The 15,910-nt window shown below is 55.0% G+C and carries 12 protein-coding genes; 11 read left to right on the top strand and 1 reads right to left on the bottom strand.

The genetic code is table 11. The features are described from left to right. Window positions 1-66 precede the first annotated feature (66 nt). The 3 genes from MKX64_RS03290 to MKX64_RS03280 all read left to right on the top strand — a co-directional run bounded on the left by MKX64_RS03290 (window position 67) and on the right by MKX64_RS03280 (window position 3,283). Window positions 67-1,404, top strand: a complete 1,338-nt coding sequence (locus tag MKX64_RS03290) for an extracellular solute-binding protein (RefSeq protein ID WP_095266919.1) — start codon at window positions 67-69, stop codon at window positions 1,402-1,404. Between the two features lie 102 nt (window positions 1,405-1,506). Continuing rightward, on the top strand, window positions 1,507-2,388 hold the full coding sequence (locus tag MKX64_RS03285; RefSeq protein WP_095266920.1) for a carbohydrate ABC transporter permease: 882 nt from the start codon (window positions 1,507-1,509) through the stop codon (window positions 2,386-2,388). A gap of 13 nt (window positions 2,389-2,401) precedes the next feature. Continuing rightward, complete coding sequence (locus MKX64_RS03280; RefSeq protein ID WP_095266922.1) at window positions 2,402-3,283, top strand: carbohydrate ABC transporter permease; 882 nt, start codon at window positions 2,402-2,404, stop codon at window positions 3,281-3,283. A gap of 125 nt (window positions 3,284-3,408) precedes the next feature. On the opposite strand, the gene MKX64_RS03275 is transcribed toward MKX64_RS03280, so the two are convergent. Then, window positions 3,409-5,019: a glycoside hydrolase family 43 protein gene (locus tag MKX64_RS03275; RefSeq protein WP_155618576.1), complete on the bottom strand. Its 1,611-nt coding sequence runs from the start codon at window positions 5,017-5,019 to the stop codon at window positions 3,409-3,411. Window positions 5,020-5,216: 197 nt separating this feature from the next. Between MKX64_RS03275 and MKX64_RS03270 the strand changes: the two genes are divergently transcribed. The 8 genes from MKX64_RS03270 (at window position 5,217) to MKX64_RS03235 (ending at window position 15,883) form a co-directional block, all read left to right on the top strand. Beyond that, entirely contained in the window at window positions 5,217-6,101 is an 885-nt protein-coding gene (locus tag MKX64_RS03270) for a helix-turn-helix domain-containing protein (protein ID WP_230875782.1), read from the top strand. A 111-nt stretch (window positions 6,102-6,212) separates the two neighbouring features. Then, window positions 6,213-7,259, top strand: coding sequence for a flavin-containing monooxygenase (locus MKX64_RS03265; RefSeq protein ID WP_155618577.1), 1,047 nt, complete (start codon window positions 6,213-6,215; stop codon window positions 7,257-7,259). A 3-nt stretch (window positions 7,260-7,262) separates the two neighbouring features. Further along, window positions 7,263-7,568, top strand: a complete 306-nt coding sequence (locus MKX64_RS03260; protein ID WP_095266927.1) for an ArsR/SmtB family transcription factor — start codon at window positions 7,263-7,265, stop codon at window positions 7,566-7,568. A gap of 375 nt (window positions 7,569-7,943) precedes the next feature. Further along, on the top strand, window positions 7,944-9,665 hold the full coding sequence (locus MKX64_RS03255) for a proline--tRNA ligase (RefSeq protein WP_341035323.1): 1,722 nt from the start codon (window positions 7,944-7,946) through the stop codon (window positions 9,663-9,665). Between the two features lie 144 nt (window positions 9,666-9,809). Continuing rightward, window positions 9,810-10,820 carry an MBL fold metallo-hydrolase gene (locus MKX64_RS03250; RefSeq protein ID WP_155618610.1) on the top strand — a complete coding sequence of 337 codons (1,011 nt, stop codon included), beginning with the start codon at window positions 9,810-9,812 and terminating at the stop codon, window positions 10,818-10,820. A 304-nt stretch (window positions 10,821-11,124) separates the two neighbouring features. Continuing rightward, a complete protein-coding gene (locus tag MKX64_RS03245) occupies window positions 11,125-12,306 on the top strand; it encodes a glucose-1-phosphate adenylyltransferase (RefSeq protein ID WP_155618579.1) in 1,182 nt (393 codons plus the stop codon). A gap of 18 nt (window positions 12,307-12,324) precedes the next feature. Next, window positions 12,325-13,428, top strand: a complete 1,104-nt coding sequence (gene glgD, locus MKX64_RS03240; RefSeq protein ID WP_155618580.1) for a glucose-1-phosphate adenylyltransferase subunit GlgD — start codon at window positions 12,325-12,327, stop codon at window positions 13,426-13,428. Window positions 13,429-13,459: 31 nt separating this feature from the next. Then, window positions 13,460-15,883 carry a glycogen/starch/alpha-glucan phosphorylase gene (locus tag MKX64_RS03235; protein WP_155618581.1) on the top strand — a complete coding sequence of 808 codons (2,424 nt, stop codon included), beginning with the start codon at window positions 13,460-13,462 and terminating at the stop codon, window positions 15,881-15,883. The last annotated feature ends 27 nt before the right edge of the window (window positions 15,884-15,910 follow it).

Below are 15,910 nucleotides of genomic sequence, written 5' to 3'. Positions count from 1 at the left end.
GAAATAACCACTGCTACAATTGAATTAAAGCGGTTTCATAATAAAGATCCAAAAGGGGTTGAAAACGTGTTCAAGAAAAAGTGGACTGTACTGCTGTTGACGTTGTGTCTGGCACTCATTGCCGCCGGATGCGGATCTAGTGGTGGAAATTCCGGAGCTGCCGGCGGTTCGGGCGAATCCGGAAGCAGCGGAAGCGAAGGCGACAAGGTGACCTTGAACTTCATGCATCTATGGCCGGCTGGCGTCTCTGCCGGACAGAACCGAATTGTCAACCAGATTATCGAGGAATACCAGAAAGAGAACAGCCATGTCGTGATCAAGCAGGAAGTGCTGGATAACGAGCAATACAAAAACAAGCTGAAGGTGCTGTCAGCCTCGAATGAGCTGCCGGATGTCGGCGTAACATGGGCCGCAGGATTTCTGACACCTTATGTGGAGGGCAATCTGTTTGCACCGGTGGATGACCTGCTGAGTGGGGAACTCAACGGCAAGTTTGTAGCGGGCACGACCGAGGCCTATGCGATCGACGGCAAGACATACGCGCTGCCGCTGGAGTTTAACATCGCACCTGTATACTACAACAAAGCGATCTTTGAACAGTATGGGCTGGAAATTCCACAAACGTATGAAGAATTCAAATCGATTGTGAAAACGCTGTCGGACAACGGCATCGCACCGGTTGCTTTAGGGAATAAGGATCGCTGGACCGGCTCGCTCTGGTATATGTACCTGGCTGACCGGATCGGCGGGCAGGAGAGTCTGGCTGAAGCGATCACGGGGGCCGGCTCCTTTAAGGATGATGCGCTGGTGCAGGCTGCTGCCGAAGTGCAGTCGCTTGTGGACAGCAATGCATTTGTGAAAGGATACAACGGCTTATCCAACGAGGAAGCCAAGTCGGAATTTCTGAACGGGAAAGCGGCCATGTACATGATGGGAACGTGGGAGCTGCCGAACTTTACAACGAATGAAGATATTCCGCAGGAGTTCCGCGACAGCGTCGGTTTCTTCAAATTCCCGACCGTTGATGGCGGCAAGGGCAATGTGGACAGCTGGGTCGGCGGACCGGGTGTCGGATTGTTTATCGCGGAGAACTCGGCTGTGAAGGAAGAAGCCAAGAAGTTCGTTGAATATTTTGTCACCAAGTGGGGTGAGCAGTCCGTGACTGGGGCAGGCGTCATCCCGGCTACGAAAGTGGATACGGCTTCGCTTGAGCTTCCTCAGCTCTATATCGACCTGTTCAATGAGATGAATCAGGCCAGCAGCATCACCTTGTTTGCCGATGTTCAGATGGAAGCCGGAGCGGCGGAAACGCATCTGAATATGATCCAGGCGCTCTTTGGGAAGGCCGTCACTCCGGAGAAATTCGCGGAGGAGCATGACGCGGCGATCTCCAAGGGGAACTAAGGTTTAAAGCAGCCAAGGGGAGCAGGAACCCCTTCTCCGGCCGTCCGTGCCGGGGAGGGGGCTTCACTTCCTGCAAGCCTGTACAGAAAGGAGTGGGAGCACTTGGATAAAGTCATGTCAAATAAAAAAATCATCACGCTGTACGTGCTGCCTGCGCTGCTCCTGATTCTGGCCATCGTCTATATTCCGATTGTGCTTACGGCTTATTATGGACTGCATGACTGGAACGGAATCGGCGCTATGACCTTTGTCGGCCTGGCTCACTATCAGAAGCTTCTTATGGATGGTATGTTCTGGAGCAGTGCGGGTCACTCGCTGCTGCTGGCGGTATTTTCAGCGCTGAGCTTGATTGTGTATCTCATTGTGGCTATGGTGCTGGCTTCCAAGATCAAGGGAGCGAATCTGTTCCGTAAAATCTATCTCATACCGATGCTGCTATCCTCGGTCGCCATTGCCCAGCTGTGGCTTCGGATGTATCACCCGACGAACGGGATTGTGAATTCGGTGCTGGAATCGCTTGGGGTGGCCAATCCGCCGGCCTGGCTGGCGGAACCGTCCCTGGTGCTCTATGCACTGTTCGTGCCGATCCTGTGGCAATATGCGGGCTTTTATATTTTGATTTACTACGCCGCCTTGAAGAATATCCCTTCTTCCCTGGAGGAAGCCGCCAAGATCGACGGCGCCAATTCTCTCCAAATCGCGTGGAGAATCAAACTTCCGCTGATGATGGAAGTATTCAAGGTAACGATTGTGCTGGCGGTGGTTGGCTCCTTGAAATATTTTGATCTGATCTATGTCATGACAGACGGCGGACCGAACGGGGCCAGTGAGGTTATGGCTTCCTACATGTATCGCCAAGCTTTCCGGGCATACGATTTCGGCTACGGCAGTGCAATCGGATTTTTCCTGCTTGTCATCTGCCTTGTCGTGACGTGGGCCATTCGCCGGGCGACCGCAACGAAAGACAGAATTCAATATTCGTAAGGAGGGGGTCTATATGGTACCTTCAACTGCAGCCCGGCTCGGAACGGAAAACGCAGGCTCCCGATCGCCGGTTGGAAAGCTGGGATACTTGCTGCTTTATGTCGTGCTTATTGTTGTGGCGGCCTTTCAGTTATTTCCACTCGTATGGCTGCTTCTTTTTTCACTGAAGAACAATCAGGAAGTGTTTGATCTTCCTCCTTTGTCGCTGCCGATGAATCCGCGCTGGGAAAACTACGAGAAGGTGTGGAGCGCGGGCAACATCAGCGTCTACTTCCTGAACAGCGTCTGGATTACGATTGCGGCGACGGTGTTGACGATCATACTGGGAAGCCTTGTTACCTTTGCTATCACCCGGATGAAGTGGAAGGGCAGCTCGCTTGTGCTCGGATTGTTCATGGTTGCGATGATGATTCCGGTTCACTCGACGCTTATCCCGTTGTTCAGTCTCTTTAACCGGGTGGGATTAACAGATCATCCGCTGTCGCTTGTCCTTTCCTACGCGGCATTTAACCTGCCGATTACGATGATGATTCTGCTCGGCTTTTATTACTCGCTTCCGCGCGAAGTGGAGGAGGCTGCCGTGATGGACGGCTGCTCAGTCCACCGCGTGTTTTTCCGGATCGTGCTGCCGATGACCGGCTCTGTACTGGCCACAACGGCGATCATCAACATGATCTATAACTGGAACGAGTTTATTTTTGTCAATACATTCATCAGCTCGGATACGTTTAAAACGTTAACGGTGGGTGTTCAAAACTTTATTGGTCAGTATACAACGGATTGGGGTGCGATTGGCGCGACGCTCATGATCAGCATTTTGCCGATTCTGCTTATGTTCCTCTTCCTGAGCGATCGGATCGTGGAAGGGATAGCGGCCGGCTCCGTTAAAGGCTGATTATGCAAGCAAAATGATCATTGAGGATTCAAACTGCTGACAAATGAAGAAGGCCTGGATGCTCGGTCAAGAGCTCCAGGCCTTTAGCGTATAACCCTTTGATGAACCAAGGTGACAGCGCGTGATCAGGAATGGCTTTTATAGATGAAATAGTCAAAATCAGCTGGCTGGCTTCGCCCCGACGTATCCTGGCACTGCATGCCGACAAAGGCTCCGGTGAAGAAACCGCCGCTGCGAATGTAGTCGTCCGACAGCTTGTAGGACTCGAAGCTTACCGGAAGCTGTACCCAGTTGTCTCCATCGAAGGAGTATGAATAATGGTAAAGATCGGTTTGCACATCTACGCGGAGATACACGTACTCCACTTCGTCCGGGATCGGAATTTCTTGCCCGTACAGCGGCTGAGCGAATTCGGAATTGTCGCAGGATGACAGCTCCAGCACTCTTCCTTTCTCTTCGTGCCACGTAATCTGGCAAGCGGTCCAGTGCTGAGTGTTGTAATAGTTCACTAGTCCTGCGGCCTGCTGGAAGGTATCCGGACGGAAGTCCACCTTCGTCTCCGCGGTAAAATTAAAGTGCTGCCATCGTCTGGCAATGAAGGCCTGCGTGAACCTCGAGGTCAGGGATTCCTTGCCGTACAGGCGCAGATGGCCCGGGCGATCGGTCAGCGAGACGATATGCTCGCCAAGCGGAATGCGCAAATTCTGAAAATGAAGATTCAGCTCGCTGCTGTCGAAATCGTCCTTTTCCGGATAATCCGGGTCCCATGGAACTTCAGCAATTTCCGGCCCTTCAATTTCAAGCGAAGGGAAGTTGCCGCCGACGACATAAGGCCAGTCATTCCTCCACTCCAGACGCTGAATGGCCGTTTCACGGCCGAGCGGACAGAATCCCCGAGGATCCAGAAGCGGCTGATCCGGTCTTGGCAGCGGTCTGCCCGTCAGGTGGACCAAAAACCATTCATCGGTATGCGTTTTCACAATGGATGCATGGCCGGCCTTTTGCAGCGGGTTTCTCGGTACGGCAAAGGACGAAATCAGCGGATTGTCAGGATGAACCTCATAAGGCCCGTGAAGCTGCTTGGATCTGGCGATGGTCGCTTGATGATCGTATTTCGTGCCGCCTTCGGCAGTCAGCAAGTAGTAATAGTCGCCAATTTTGTACAGATGCGGAGCTTCGGTCAGCTTCACATCGGTTCCCTTGAAGATCACCTCGCGCTTGCCGACAAGCTTTTTCTCTTCCGGGCTGTATTCCTGAAGCACGATGCCATAGAAGTTATGATGGCCGCTGCGGTGATCCCACATCATATTCACGAGATATTTCTTGCCGTCATCATCATGGAACAGGGAAGGATCGAATCCGGAGCTGTTCAGGAATATCGGTTCAGACCACTCGCCATCAATTGTGTCTGTGGTGACCAAATAATTGTGGCAGTCCTTCCAGCGCCCGTCCGTCACTTTCACATCGGTATAGATGAGCCAGAATACACCGTCATGATAGGAGAGCTGCGGAGCCCAGATACCGCCTGAATCAGGGTTGCCAAGCATGTTCAGCTGGCTTAGCCGATTGAGCGGACGGGACACGAGTCGCCAATGCTTCAGATCTTTGGAATGATAGATTCCGACTCCTGGAAACCACTCGAAGGTGGAGACGGCAATATAGTAGTCTTCACCGGCGCGGCAGATGCTCGGGTCCGGATTGAAGCCTGTCAGAATCGGATTGCGAATGATTGACATGAATGGTCACTCCTTCTCGGGAATAATGAAAGACTGTGCGGATGTTATCCATCTTCACAGCATTCTATTCATATGGCTTTATCTGTATAATATCAATAATAGAGATGTGCTTCCCATATCCATACTATGCCGTTATTTACCCAAATCAACTAAATGTTTTCGTATACATGAAGGCGCATTCATAAAGGGGGATTACCATGCAGCGTTTAACTGCCCGCAACATGGGAGAGGGGGAGTTCATGCTTCCGGATATGGATACCACCTTTCGCGTATTTGCCGCTCACTGGCGAAGGGTGGAGCCGAGCTGGAGCTATCCGCGTCACAAGCACGCCTTGTTTGAAGTGAATCTCGTTCTGTCCGGGACACAGAAGACGGTCGTGAATCGAAAAACGTACGTGCAGCACCCGGGGGATCTTCTGCTGTTGAATCCGGGGGATGAACATGAGAGCTGGGCTGTCGGCGATGAAGGGATGACGTATTATTGCCTTCATTTTGATGTGGACGAGCGGGCCTTCCGCGAGCTTATGCACCGGAATCGGACATGTTATCATGCCTCGGACAGCGATCTGGCCAGAGCGATCCGGCCGGCACTGGATAAACTGATCGAGCTGACTGCCCAGGAATCTGCTGCTCGCGTAGAGGGGAGAATGATGGCATTGTCCGCTATGTTTGAGCTTTTCGGGAGTTTGAGCGCTGCGCTTTCCAGACAGGTTGGCGACCGGACAGCGCATGGGATGACCCAGACAGCGGCTCGTATAGCCGAATATATCGAGCGAGCGATCGATAGGCAGCCGGGAGGCGATGGAGACGGTCAGGAGACGATTGCCTCGATCTCAGCAGAGGTGGGGTACAGCCTGTCGTCCGTGAACCGGATGTTCTCCGAGGTGTACGGGATGTCCCCGCGCCAATATATGTCCACTTTAATGCTGAAAAAGGCGAAGCTGCTGCTGATGGACCCGGCGTTGACGATTGAGGAGATTTCTCAGCGGCTGGGATATCACAATATCGCTCACTTCAGCCGCCAGTTCAAGCGCTGGACCGGGGAGCCGCCAAGCCGCTTCCGCAGCCGATTTCATGAATAGGGAGCCCCTTCTCTGCATCTTTTGCATCCGATTCTTCGGGTTGCCGAGATGCTTTTTCTATGGTATATGTATATATGAGCAATTGAACATATATGAATAGGAGTGAGGAAGATGAGATGGGATACCCTGATTATCGGAGCAGGACAGGCAGGAATGGCTGCGGCCTATTGGCTGAAGAAAGCGAGCGTCCCCTTCATTATGCTGGATCGTGGGGAGCGGCATGGGCAGGTCTGGGAAGAGCGGTATGACTCGCTTCGCCTCTTTACCCCGAGAACGCACAGCGCATTGCCGGGATTACCCTTGGAAGGGGATCCGGACGGGTTTCCGGACAAAGCGGAGATGGCTGCTTATCTGGCGAAATATGCGGACATGTTTGAGTTTCCGATCCGCTACGGGGCTGAGGTATTCGCTGTGCATCAAGAGGAGGAGGGCTTCCTCGTGAACACGGCCCAGGGAGATTATCACGCCAGACAGGTGATTGTGGCGACCGGACCGTTCCAGACCCCGAGAATTCCGGAATTGGCCGCAAGCCTGCCTGCGGATATTGTGCAGCTTCATTCCTCCTCTTATCGCAATCCTTCCCAGCTCCAGTCTGGAAGTGTGCTCGTCGTTGGCGGGGGGAACAGCGGGGCCCAAATTGCGTACGAGCTGTCACATACACGGGAGACCCATCTGTCCATGAGCAAGCGGCCGCGTCATTTGCCAATGGTTCTGGGCGGCAAGGGCATGTTCTGGTGGCTGGACAAGCTGGGGCTGCTTCGGGCAAGCTCCACTTCATTCGTTGGAAAGCTGCTGAAACGCCAGGGGGATCCCATTTTTGGATATGAATTGAAACAGGCGATGAAGTACGGTAAAGTGAAGTTGCATGGCAAAACGGTTGGCGGAAGCGAGAGCGGCGTTCGATTCGAGGACGACTCGGAGCTTCAGGTACGCAATATTGTATGGGCAACCGGTTTTGCTTCTGACTATGGCTGGCTCCAGATGAAAGGGGCTTTGGATGACGAGGGCGGCGTGCGGCATTCCCGGGGAATCAGCCCGGTTCCCGGCCTGTACTATGTCGGTCTTCCTTGGCAAACGCACCGCGGGTCGGCTCTGCTGGCCGGGGTATCTGAGGATGCCCGCTCCATCGTGGAGGCGATACTTGAAAAGAGGGGATGAAGAATGAAGGAACACTGCCATGAACTTCTGGATGAGGAGCAGGCGGTCGAAGCTTCCCGATTGCTGAAGGCGATATCGGATCCGACGCGGATTCGCATACTGCATATGCTGTCTCAGGAAGAGTGCCCGGTGGGGCACATCGCGGAGGCGCTTGGGATGAGTCAGTCTGCGGTTTCGCACCAGCTGAGCTATTTGCGAAGCCTGAAGCTCGTGAAATACCGGAGGGACGGCAATATGTTTTACTATACATACGAAGATGAACATGTCATCGCCATACTGCGGCAGGTGCTCGAGCATATATCCCACTGATACGGATGATCCGGTTTGCTCTTGACATTTGTGGCAGTTGGAGTGTAATTTATGAACAACTGAATGGAACCAAGAACGATGATCAAGGACATAAGCTCGCATCATTCGGCGATCCAGAGAAGAAGCCCCTGGCTGAAAGGCTTCCTCGCACGGGTGCCGGCTTCCTACCTTGTAGTTTTCCGGGCTGGCCAGGTACTGGGCATCCCGGACGGTTGCGGCACGTTATCGCCGCCTAGAGGATTCTTGGCGGATTTTTAGGCGCAAGAATTGAATCAGGGTGGTACCACGAGCACATTCGTCCCTTTCGGCGGATGTGCTTTTTTTGTGTTGTCCTTGGGATGAATCCAGTCATGATATACAAAGGGGAGAGAACAGATGCGTCAAAGTCAATTATTGCTGACTACGCTGCGTGATGTGCCGTCTGAAGCTGAGGCACGAAGCCACCAATGGCTGCTTCGCGGCGGCTATATCCGGCAGATTGCGGCAGGGATTTATTCCTATTTACCGCTGGGCTGGCGGGTGCTGCGGAAGATCGAACACATGATTCGGCAGGAGATGGATGCCGCCGGCGCCCAAGAAATGTGGATGCCTGCCATTCAGCCTGCTGAGCTGTGGAAGGAATCCGGCCGGTATGGCGCCTATGGAGCCGAACTGATCCGGCTCCATGATCGCCAGGAGCGGGAATTTGTACTCGGGCCGACGCATGAAGAAGTGATTACGTCGATCGTGCGCAATGAAATATCGTCCTATCGAAGACTACCGGTCAATCTGTACCAAATTCAGACGAAATACCGGGACGAGCGGCGGCCGCGGTTTGGCCTGATGCGGGGACGGGAGTTTCTGATGAAGGATGCGTATTCATTCGATCGCGACTGGGCAGGGCTTGATGCTGCATACCGGACGATGTATGCCGCCTATGAGCGCATCTTCAGCCGCTGCGGCTTGACATTCCGGCCCGTTGAAGCCGATGCGGGCTCGATCGGCGGGCAGGGGGAGACACATGAGTTCATGGCGCTGGCAGACATCGGTGAGGACATCATCGTATCCTGCAGCGCCTGCGATTACGCTGCCAATCTGGAACGGGCCGAGTCTGGCCGGACGGCGGGGAGCTCGGGAAATCATCCACATGCAAGTACCGATGGACAGGCACCATCCGAGGTGCATACGCCGAATGTTAAAAGCATCGAGGAACTGAGCGCATTTCTGCGGATTGGGCCGGAGCAGATCATCAAGACGCTGGTGTATCGTGCAGACGGCGAGCTGTACGCCGTGCTGGTTCGTGGAGACCGCGAAGTGAATGATACGAAGGTGAAATCCTATCTGAAGGCGGAGCAAGTGGAGCTTGCCGGTGCGGACGAGGTTCTGCAGGCCGCCGGTGCGCCGGTCGGCTTTGTCGGTCCGGTCGGCCTGTCCTTAAACATCTTGGTGGATCATGAGGTTGCAGCTATGGCTGAAGGGATTACAGGCGCGAACCGGATTGATACCCATCTCACAGGCGCTCGTCCCGGGAAGGACTTTGCGCTGGAATTTACCGGGGATTTCCGGAATGTGACAGAGGGCGAACCTTGCCCGCGCTGCGGTCAAGCGCTGGAGTTCCATCGCGGCATTGAACTGGGGCATGTATTCAAGCTTGGCACCAAATACAGCGAGGCGATGAATGCGACCTTCCTCGATTCGGATGGCCGGGAGAAACCGCTTGTGATGGGTTGTTATGGCATCGGGGTGTCGCGGGTCATGGCAGCTGTAGCCGAGCAGAGCATTGTGGAGGATCGGCTCGTCTGGCCGATGTCGGTTGCGCCGTTCGCAGCGCATATCATCCAGGTGTCGATGAAGGATGAAGAGCAGCGCGCTCTGGCCGAGCAGCTCTATGCCGAGCTCGGGGCGGCAGGGGTGGATGTGCTGCTCGACGATCGCGATGAACGGCCAGGCGTCAAATTCAAGGATGCCGATCTGGTAGGCGCACCGCATCGGATCATTATCGGGCGCGGAGCGGCTTCGGGCGAGATTGAGTGGATGGGTGAAGACGGGATCAAGACAACAATCCCGGCTGCCGAAGCGGTGCAGCGTGTACGTCAGGCGGCAGATGTGGCACGCTAGACGCCGAGGAGCTGGCTTGACAGGTCCGATGAATGCATGAAACGTTAATCCTCAGAAACTATGTACATGAGTGTGGTTTCCGGCTTATGATGGAGTCAGATGAGCTACAACCTACAACAGTCTGTGGACGGAGGAGTTAGAGGCATGAGCAAGCAGCAGCGGGAGCCGGGCCCGGAAGTGAAGGAAATGCCGGAGCATCATCTTGCACAGGTGAAAATAACGCTGGACAACCCACTGCGGTGGGTGAACAGCTACGTGCTGCGCGGGGATGAGGGCGTGACCATCATCGATCCGGGGCCGCGAACCGAAGGCTCGGAGCGGGAGTGGGAGGCGGCGCTGACGCAGCTGGGCATTACGCCAGGCGACATTGCCTCCATCGTGCTGACCCATCATCATCCCGACCATTATGGGCTTGCCGGATGGTTCCAGGCACGTTCCGGGGGCCGTGTATGGATGTCGCGGCGTGCGCACCAGGAAGCGATGCTGATGTGGGGGCCGAATTCCGCGATGGAGACGGCGCTTCCGTCGCTGTTTCGTCTTCACGGCATGCCGGAGTACCGGCTGGCTGAGCTTCCGGCCCATCTCAAGGGCTTTAACGCCCAGGTCACGCCGCAGCCGGACGTCTCCTTCCTGGAGGCGGGGCGACCGTTTCATATGGGCGATCGCCGCTGGCTCCCGATCGAAACGGCCGGACATGCTCCCGGGCATCTGTCATTCTATGATGCCGACCGCGGGGTGCTGCTGTGCGGCGATGCCGTGCTGCCGCAAATCTCGCCTAACGTAAGCTTGCTGCCCGGGAGCGATGAGGCGCCGCTGGCGCTCTACCTGGCCGGGCTGCGCCGCCTGCGCGAGCTGGATGTCCGGACGGCATATCCCGGACATCGTAACCCGTTCACGCATTTCCGTGAACGGATCGACGCGCTCCTCGAGCACCACGAGGAGCGTCTGGCCCACATCGCCGGCCTGCTGCGCGAGGCCGGGCAGCTGACCGCCTACGAGGTATGCACCGCCCTCTTCGGCGACTCGCTCGGCATCCATCAGCTGCGCTTCGCCATGTGCGAAGCGCTGGCCCATCTCGCCGAGCTGGCCCGGCGCCATAACGCCCGGATGGCCGAAGGCACGGGCGGCGCGCTTTATTTTACCGTGAGCGACTGAACTAAAAACTGACCGCCTGCTGCACGTTTGACTTCTCATGCGTAGCGCAGGCGGTTTTTTTACGTATCCGATTTTCGAATCATTGTCAATCTCGCAGTCAGAGTTCCCGCTTCTCTCGCATATACTTGAATACCTTTCCTCTTTAAGCAACGCTCTCAAACGTCTCAAGCCCCATGTTTCAGTCTGATGCATCTCCATGATGCCCCGTCCTTTTTGCAAGCAAGTGCTGCTCGTTTCTTGGCATTCAACCGCCTGATTTCTTGTCTAAGATTCTGGATCAAGCGCCTCTAAAGGAGAATCGGCCATGAAGAAAAAAGATGTCGTCGCCATGCTGCTTGCCGGAGGCCAGGGCAAGCGGCTGAAAGGCTTAACGAAAACGCTGGCGAAGCCGGCGGTTTATTTCGGGGGAACCTACCGCATTATCGATTTTCCGCTCAGCAATTGCTCCCACTCCGGCATAGACACGGTCGGGGTGCTGACCCAGTACGAGCCGCTCGTGCTGCATTCGTATATCGGTGTCGGCAGCGACTGGGATCTGGATCGGTTAAGCGGAGGCGTATTTGTGCTCCCTCCTCATGAACGCGAAGACGGTACGACGTGGTACCGGGGCACCGCGGATGCGATTTTTCGCAATCTGAAGTTCATTGATCAGTATGAGCCTGACCATGTGCTGATTCTGTCCGGGGATCACATTTACAAGATGGATTATGATCGCATGCTTGCGTATCACAAGGAGAAGCAGGCAGATTGCACGATATCGGTCATTGAAGTGACGCTGGAGGAAGCCACCCGATTCGGGATGATTAACACCGATGACAGGTACCGCATTCTCGAATTTGAAGAGAAGCCCATTAGTCCGAAAAGCACGACCGCGTCGATGGGCGTCTATCTGTTTCGGTGGCCGCTGCTTCGGTCCTACCTGCTCCGCAATGCCGAGCTCACGGATACAAGCCATGATTTCGGAAAGGATATTCTGCCGCTGATGCTCAGGGAGGGTAGGAGCCTGTATGCTTATCCGTTTGACGGCTACTGGAAGGATGTCGGCACCATTCAGAGTCTGTGGGAAGCCAATATGGATCTGCTGACTGCTCAGCCGAAGCTGAATCTGAACGATCCGAGATGGCGCATTTATACCCGTAATCCGAATCAGCCACCGCAGTATATTTCTCCCCAGGGCATCGTTCGGAACAGTATGATCAGCGAAGGATGCGCGGTTAGCGGAGAGGTAGTGCGCTCTGTGCTGTTCTACGGCGTGGAGGTCGGCGAAGGGAGCGTCATCACCGACTCGGTCATTATGCCGAAGGCCCGCATCGGTCGCAATGTGCGGATACACCGGGCGATTATCACGGAGGATATGGAAATCGGAGACCATGCGGTGATCGGGACGCCGGATGCGGCTGAAGCTGAAATCACGCTCATTACCGGACAAGACGAAGAGGGGCTGAAGCTGCTTCAGACCTCTTCGCTCCGCACGGATCAGGGGTAGGAACAGGAGGCAGGAACGATGAGAGAGCTGATGGGCATTATTAATCTGGATCGGGAACGGGATGGGCTGAATGAATTGACCTATTATCGCTGCGGGGCTGCGGTCCCGTTCGCAGGCAGATACCGGTTGATCGACTTCATTATGTCGAGCATGATGCATGCCGGGATCCAGGATATTGCGATTTTCGTGCGGCGGAAATATCGTTCCCTGATGGATCATCTTGGCGAGGGGCGCCCATGGGATATGAACCGCAAGCGGGGAGGGCTGTTCATATTGCCGCCCGACTGGAACGATGAGACGGATATGTCAGCGGGAGAGCTGAGGCATATCAACAACAATCTCGATTTTTTCGAGCGCGGGGCCGCCTCCCATATCGTCCATGCCGGCAGCCAGCATCTGAGCACGGTGGATCTGAACGCAGTCCATGCTTACCATTTGGAGAAGAAAGCGGATGTGACGCTGGTCTACACCCGCGTCCCTTCGCCAAGACCCGAGCACCGGTTCTGCTACCGGCTGGACGTTGACGAGGACGGCAGCGTTGCAGATATTCATTACGAGCAGCGGCATGACTGCATATATATGGAGATGTTTGTGATGGAGAAGTCGCTGTTCCTGGAGCTTGCCGAGCACTGCATCGCCCATGGCGGAAAGCACTTCTTTCGCGATGCCCTTATGAAGAACCGCCACAAGCTGCGCATCGCCGCCTATGAATACAAGGGCTACCATGCCGTGATCAATTCGCTGGAGAGCTATTACCGGACCAGCATGAACCTGCTGAATCCCCAAACGTATGACAGTCTGTTTGGCAAGCGGACCGTTCATACGAAGATCAAATACGAGGTGCCCGCTAAATATTTGGACACGGCGGACGTCAGCAATGCCTTGGTGGCCAACGGCTGCTGGATCGAAGGGGAAGTGAAGAACAGCATTCTGTTTCGCGGAGTCCAGGTAAAGCGAGGCGCAAGCATTCACAATTCCATCATCATGCAAAAATGTGTCATCGGTGAAAACGTCCGGCTTGAGAATGTCATCCTGGACAAAGATGTCATCATCTCCCGCGATCATCAGCTGCAGGGCGATTATCGCAAGCCTTTTGTGATCGCCAAGGATGTCTCAATCTAACCGCCAATAGGATGGGTCAGGAGGAACGACGTTGTTTAACGACAAGGAGTCATTCAAACAGCATTTCAAGGAACAGCTGGTCAGCCGATTGGGGAAGGCAGTGGAAGAAGCGACGCCCGGGGATGTATACAAGGTGCTTGGCAGTATGGTTCGGGAGCATGCCGGGCGGCCATGGGCCACGACGAACCGCATGTACCGGGAAACGGGGCAGAAGCAGGTGTACTACTTTTCGCTGGAATTTCTGATCGGGCGTCTGCTCGGCAACAATCTGCTTAATTTGGACTTGCTGGATATGGTGCGGACCGGACTTGCCGAGCTCGGATGGGATTGGGAGGCGGTCGAAGAGCAGGAGACGGACGCAGGGCTTGGCAACGGCGGTCTCGGTCGTCTTGCTGCCTGCTTCCTGGATTCCATGGCATCGCTGCGGTATGCAGGACATGGCTGCGGCATCCGCTACAAGTATGGTCTGTTCGAGCAGAAGATCATTGACGGTCATCAGGTAGAGCTGCCGGACAACTGGCTTCAGCGCGGCAATGTGTGGGAAGAACGCCGGGCTGACAAGGCGGTGGAGGTGCATTTCTGGGGGCGGGTCGAAATCGCGGAGGAAGCCGGGCGGCTCGTATTCCGCACTGTTGACCAGGAGCGGATACGCGCGGTTCCCTACGATGTGCCGGTGATCGGTTATAGCGAAGGAAGCGTGAATACGCTGCGCCTGTGGAGCGCCGAATCCGTCACCGACATGAGCCGGATCGGGCCGGGAGGCCAGCATGGGTATCATCAATATTTGGATTACAACCGCTCCGTGGAATCGATCTCGGAATTTCTGTACCCGGATGATTCCGCTTATGAAGGGAAGCTGCTTCGGCTGAAGCAGCAGTATTTTCTCTGTTCGGCGGGCATCCAGAGCATTCTCCGCACCTTTGCCAAGCTGGGTCGGCCTTACCGCGAGCTGCCGGATTATGTGGCGGTGCATATTAACGATACCCATCCGACACTTGTCATTCCCGAGCTGATGCGGCTGTTGATTGACGAGCTCGGCTTTGGCTGGGAGGAAGCGTGGGACATTACAAGCCGGACGGTGTCGTACACTAATCATACTTTGCTGAGCGAGGCACTGGAGCAGTGGCCGGTCGGCATGGTCAGAGAACTGCTTCCCCGTGTGTACATGATAATTGAAGAGATTAACAAGCGGTTCTGCGCGATGCTGCTTGACCGTTATCCCGGCGATCCGGAGCGGATCGCACGGCTGGCTATCATCGAAGGCGAACAGATTCGGATGGCGCATCTGGCAATCGCCGGGAGCTACAGTGTGAACGGCGTGGCCGCCTTGCATACCGAATTGCTAAAAAGCCAGGTGATGGCGCCTTTCTACCAGCTCTACCCGGAACGTTTCAACAACAAAACGAACGGCATCACCCATCGCCGCTGGCTGTTGTATTGCAACCCTGCGCTCAGCGGTCTGATTGTCGAAGCGATCGGAACGGACTGGATGTTAAGTCCGCGTCAGCTTCGCTTGCTGGAGCCGCTCCAGCATGATGCTTCTTTTCAAGAAAAGCTTCAGGAGATCAAGCGGCATAACAAGCTTCGGTTGGCCGACTATATCCTCGACAAGCAGGGGATTGCCGTGGACCCGGACTCGATCTTTGATGTTCAAGTGAAACGGCTGCACGGATACAAGCGGCAATTGCTTAACATTATGCGGGTGATGCATCTGTATAACATGATCAAGGACGACCCGACAGCTGAGGTTGTTCCGCGAACCGTCATATTCGGAGCGAAGGCGGCCCCAGGTTATTATTTGGCCAAAAACATCATCAAGCTCATTCACAATGTCGTGGAAGCGGTCAATAGCGATCCTGATGTTTCCAAGAAGCTGCGCATCGTATTTCTGGAGAACTACTCGGTCTCCCTGGCAGAGCGGATTATCCCGGCAGCGGATCTGAGCGAGCAGATTTCGACAGCCGGCAAGGAAGCCTCCGGCACGGGCAATATGAAGTTTATGCTGAACGGCGCCTTGACCATTGGCACACTGGATGGGGCGAATGTGGAGATGCATGAGCTGCTGGGCGATGACAACATGTTTCTGTTTGGCCTTCGGGCCGAACAGGTGCTGTCTTATTACAGGGACGGCGGTTATGCAGCCCGGGAAATATACGAGCGGATGCCGGACATTTCAAGGGTGGTGGATCAGCTGGTGCAGCCCGGTCCGTTTTGTGCCCAGGAGCAGGAGTTTATCGCTATTTATCAGTCCTTGCTGGATCATAACGATGAATTTTTTGTGCTGGGGGATTTTCATAGTTACTTAGCGGCGCAGGCGGCTGTGGACCACGCTTATGTCGATCTTTCCGCCTGGATGGCCAGAGCGGTGAAGAACATCGCGCATGCAGGCCATTTCTCCAGTGATGCCACCATTCATCGGTATGCGTCGGAGATATGGGGAATTTCGCCGATCTGATCGTTCGACAAGCAGGTGGCTTTGCCT

It is taken from the genome of Paenibacillus sp. FSL M8-0334 (assembly GCF_038000405.1).
Lineage (GTDB): Bacteria > Bacillota > Bacilli > Paenibacillales > Paenibacillaceae > Paenibacillus_AQ > Paenibacillus_AQ campinasensis.
Note: the sequence above shows the minus strand (reverse complement) of the source record. Positions and strands in the feature narration are given on the sequence as shown.